Here is a 2,606-nt window from a genome sequence, read left to right on the forward strand (position 1 = left end):
GCGCAGGTCGAGCGCCAGGAACAGCGCGTGCGCCTGCGGGGCGGTGCTGACACCGGCCTGGTGGGGACCGAAGAACGGCTCCACCGCGCTCCCGAATCCCGTTGCCGGGGTGGCAGACTGAGCGGCGCTGCACTGGGTGAGCGCGGCACCGGCGGCCAGCGCGGCGGCACCCCCGGTGAGGAGGTGCCGCCGGTTGACCGCGAACCGCTCAGCCATGGTGGTGTGGCGATGCCGCCGGGTGGTACTCCTCGTCGGCGCCGGGGAAGTCGCGCACCTGCGCGGTGACCGGCAGCGCGGAGCCGTCGTCGAAGAGCACGGTCAGCGCGACGTCGACGCCGGGCTGCATCGGCTCCCTGAGGTCCATCAGCATCAGATGGTCACCGCCCGGGGCCAATTGGTGGCTGCCGCCCGCGGGCACGGCAATGCCACCGGCTTTGGGCCGCATCGACTTTCCGCCGCCGTCGGCCACCACCTCGTGCACCTCCACCCGGCCGGCGGCAGGCGACTCGCCGCCGACGATGCGGGCGTCGTGATGGCCGGTGTTGGTGAGGTTGCCGAACACCCCGACCATCCCGGTGTCGGACGCGCTCACCCACTGCTCGGTGAATGTGACGGTGGCCGCCATCGACTCGTCGTGGTGGCCGTCCTGCGACGTGCACCCAGTCAGCAGCAGGCCCGCCGCCACGGCGCAGGCCAGTGCCCTACGCATCGGCGGCCGCCTTGTGTCGCTTGACCGCACCGACCACGAGATCGGCGACCAAGAAGGCGGCAAGGCTGAGCCCGAACAGCGGCAGGAACCAGCCGACCGCGACCGCCGCGACGACGAGCGCGGTGGTCGCGGCGGGCGGAAGATTCCGCAGCGTCCCGCGCAACGGCGGCCGGCCCGCCGCCCACGCCGAACCGCGGGTGGGCCTGCGCTGCCACCACATCAGGTAGCCCCGCACGACGACGGTGATCAGTCCGACGGCCACCAGGACGAGCGCGATCTGGTTGGCCAGACCGAACAGCACGCCCATGTGCGCGTCGATGGCCCAGTCCTTGAGCTTGGCCAGGAACGGCCAGTCGGCCTGGTTCACCCGGTCGACGAGGGCGCCGCTGCCCGGATCGACGGCGATCGCGTCGGCCCGCGTCGGCCAGTCCCGCTTGTTCTCCGCGGCCTGCCACGCCTCACCGGCTTCGGCGGGCGGCGACAGCCACATCGGGCCCTGCAGCCCGGCCTGTTCGGCGGCATGCAGCACCACGTCGGCGCCGCTGCTGTCGGTGGCCGTCGCGCCGCCGTGTGCGCCGTGGTGGTGGTTCCCGGCGGTGGTGTCCGGGCCAGGTGCGGCGGTCAGTGCGGTGTCGACGGCGGGCGCCGAGGAGTTCAGCCTGTCCTGGATGAGGTCGACCGACTCGCCGCCGTAGCGCGACCAGGTGATGCCGGTGATCGACAGGCCGAGCAGCGCGACCACCACCCACACCCCGACGGCGCCGTGCCAGGACATGGTCCGGCGGCGGTCCTTCTTGTCGCGGTCCGGCGTGGCCAGCCGGCGCAGCTTGCGGGTGTCACGGCGGTGCAGGACCCACAGCGCCAGCCCGGCCAGCGAGATCACCCACAGCCAGCTCGCCGCGAGCTCGCTGTAGTGGCGTCCGACGGCGTCGAGGTGCAGGTTGCGGTGCAGTTCGTCGAACCACGCGCGCGTCGGCAGCCACTGGCCGTAGGTGGTCAGCGCACCGCGCACCTCGCCGGAATAGGGGTCGACGAAGACGGTGCGCGCATAGTCGGGCGGTACGTCGTCGACGGCGAGCCGCACCCAGGTGGTCTCGTCCGGGGCGGCCGGCGGCCGGATGCTCGCGACGGTGCCCTCGGGATGCGCGGCGCGCGCGGCGGCGAGCTGGTCGGACAGCGGCAGGCGTTGGTCGCCGACCTGCGCGACGGTCAGCTCGTGGCGGTGCACCATCGTGTCGATCTGGGGGATGAGCGCGTAGAGCAGGCCGGTGACGGCGGCGATCAGGATGAACGGGCCGACGAACACGCCTGCGTAGAAGTGCAGGCGCAGCAGCAGCGGGCGCAGGCCACGCAACCGCTGCCTGGCAGGCATGGATGGTGGGGCGGGTGGGTTGTGGACGTCGTCCTCGGGAGTGGTGGTCATGACAGGTGTGAGCCTTCTGGCTGGGGGCGGCGCGGCACGCGGACTGGCGCCGCCGACGTGATGCCGCTCGTGCGGCGGTCAGCAGGTACGGGAAGACGCCGCGTCAATGCGACGGCGGCGACGAAGGCGAATGGTGGCCGTCAGGCGGCCGGCAGGAGACCCGCGGGCGGCGCCCGCATGCCGAGCCCCGAATACGGCAGAACCGGCTGCACCACAACGACATTGGTCGCCCAGCGGCGCACCGTCGGGACGGGGCCGGTGGCGGCCGTGGCGAACAGACGCAACCAGCGCAGCACCGAAGTGGCGACCACGTAGGCGTATTCGACCGCGGAGATCGCGATGCCGAGCACCACCGCGGCTGCCAGGTGGGCCGTGAGCATCGCCGGGGTGAGGCCCAGCCCGCCGGCGTGGTGGTGGCCGCCGGCCATCACCAGGTGGCCGAGCAGCTGGGCGACGGCCAGCGCGGCGATCACC

General features: G+C 73.0%; 2 protein-coding genes and 2 pseudogenes. All 4 read right to left on the reverse strand.

What is annotated here, in order from left to right; genetic code table 11:
- Positions 1-216 (reverse strand): annotated as a pseudogene (locus Q2100_RS30235) (Dyp-type peroxidase); the annotation flags it as partial.
- On the reverse strand, positions 209-709 hold the full coding sequence (locus tag Q2100_RS30240) for a copper chaperone PCu(A)C (RefSeq protein ID WP_302916985.1): 501 nt from the start codon (positions 707-709) through the stop codon (positions 209-211). The gene Q2100_RS30240 and the pseudogene Q2100_RS30235, both read right to left, overlap by 8 nt.
- Complete coding sequence (locus Q2100_RS30245) at positions 702-2,132, reverse strand: PepSY-associated TM helix domain-containing protein (RefSeq protein ID WP_302916986.1); 1,431 nt, start codon at positions 2,130-2,132, stop codon at positions 702-704. Before Q2100_RS30245 ends, Q2100_RS30240 begins: the two co-directional genes overlap by 8 nt.
- A gap of 140 nt (positions 2,133-2,272) precedes the next feature.
- Positions 2,273-2,606, reverse strand: a pseudogene (locus Q2100_RS30250) (hypothetical protein); the annotation flags it as partial.

This window comes from Mycolicibacterium arseniciresistens, assembly GCF_030519285.1.
GTDB classification, from domain to species: Bacteria; Actinomycetota; Actinomycetes; order Mycobacteriales; family Mycobacteriaceae; genus Mycobacterium; species Mycobacterium arseniciresistens.

Coding starts and splice junctions, on each gene's coding strand:
- Q2100_RS30240 (WP_302916985.1), bottom strand. CDS start 709: ATGCGTAGGGCACTGGCCTGCGCCGTGGCGGCGGGCCTGCTGCTGACT.
- Q2100_RS30245 (WP_302916986.1), bottom strand. CDS start 2,132: ATGACCACCACTCCCGAGGACGACGTCCACAACCCACCCGCCCCACCA.